The sequence below is a fragment of the Pigmentiphaga daeguensis genome (assembly GCF_039523035.1).
Classification (GTDB): domain Bacteria; phylum Pseudomonadota; class Gammaproteobacteria; order Burkholderiales; family Burkholderiaceae_B; genus Pigmentiphaga; species Pigmentiphaga daeguensis.
The window spans coordinates 1-1,440 of record NZ_BAAAEN010000068.1 but is presented as its reverse complement, the minus strand read 5'-3'; the positions used below and the strand labels follow the sequence as shown (position 1 = coordinate 1,440).

The window sequence follows — 1,440 nt, the reverse complement described above, 5'->3', positions numbered from 1 at the left end:
ATCTGGCTATCCGTGAACTTCGATCGCTTCATCTGTAGAACTCCCTGTTCGAGAAAATTCTACTTCTGACTCCCAGGCTTTACAGGGGGCATTACCCAAGGGCTGCTGCCGTCCATTGTGTGGCTGCCCACACGCCGGCGATCACGATGCCGAATACAACGGCAATCTGACCGAACAGCACGTTCGTCCCTTGCATGACCTTGCCTCCAATCACGGCACACGGAGGTGCCGCAGCACGGAGGATCAAGGCGCGTGCGCAGGCCGGTCAAAGGCCGTTATGGCGGTAATTCAGGCTGAAAAGGCCAGATTTCTTGCAGGGGCGAAGACAATAAAAACGCCGCGAACGCGGGCGCGTTGTGGCGTATGGAGGTAATAGTGAGAGCTTCGTCGCAGCGATACGACAGCAGCGGACGTTACTTCGTCTTTTGCTCCGGCCGATCACCGAAGAAGCGTCGGTTGGCGGCTTCGGCCGCGCGCACGCAGAGTTCATCACTGACCTTTGCGCGATCCTCCTTGCATTGGCGCTGGAGTTCCTTGATGCGGTCGGGATGGGCCACAAGGTAGTCCACGGTTTCCGAAGGTTGGGATTGGCCACATGCGGTCAGCGTGGCGGTCATCATCATCAGCGGCAGCACTTTGTTCATGGTTCCAGTCCTTTCATCGGGTAGGAGGAGATCCTTCGCCGGTGTTCAGGTGATCCGCTGAATCAATGAAGGTCACTCGTTCGATGAACCGGGCCAGCATCTGAGAAGGCTCCGCATCACGGCACAGCAGATAGGTACTCAGCATTGGCGGCTTGCCCGCCAACGGACGACCTACGATGCCTAACTCTCGGCAGGATGCTATATGCGCCGTGCCTGCCAGGCCCAAAGCCAGACCGGCAGATACCAAAGCCATCATCACGTCAAAGGTCGCTACGCGCTGGACTATCAATGGCTCCTGATTGAGTTTGCGGAGGAAACGATCGACTTGGCGAGCATGGCCTTCGCACACCGCGGGGTCGCCGAGCACCAACGGGTGACGTAGTACCTCTTCCGGCGGGACACGCTTATGGGCAAGTAGCGAATGGCGAGCAGGCACCGCTACCATCAGTTCATCCTCCCAAGCAGGTGTGACCAAGATACCGTCGCCTCCATCCTCTGCCATCGAAAAACCTGCGTCATACAGATCTTCATGCAAACCCTTGATCTGCTGCCCGAGCGGCACCTCAAACAGACGTATCTCAACTTCGGGGTCCTCTTCACGGCATCGCGCCAGCAAAGTTGACAACCGTGCGGGTGTTACCCCATCAGACACGGCAATGCGTAACTGGCCGAAAAATCCGTTGGCGGCCGACTTGACGCCGTAAGCACCCCCGTCAAGTAGACAGCGGCCGATAGAGATTCGGAGCGTGGGTTAACCGGGGCATATACTGCGCCGGCGGGACGCCACCCAACGCTT

At 58.1% G+C, this 1,440-nt stretch carries 1 protein-coding gene and 1 pseudogene; both read right to left on the bottom strand.

The window, feature by feature from the left end:
* Positions 1 to 413 precede the first annotated feature (413 nt).
* Positions 414 to 644, bottom strand: a complete 231-nt coding sequence (locus ABD104_RS30110; RefSeq protein ID WP_063598501.1) for an EexN family lipoprotein — start codon at positions 642 to 644, stop codon at positions 414 to 416.
* A gap of 13 nt (positions 645 to 657) precedes the next feature.
* A pseudogene (locus ABD104_RS30105) lies at positions 658 to 1,341 on the bottom strand (LysR family substrate-binding domain-containing protein); the annotation flags it as partial.
* Between the last annotated feature and the right edge of the window lie 99 nt (positions 1,342 to 1,440).

Excerpts from the sequence above, each read along its gene's own strand:
- ABD104_RS30110 (WP_063598501.1), bottom strand. The coding sequence starts at position 644 with ATGAACAAAGTGCTGCCGCTGATGATGATGACCGCCACGCTGACCGCA.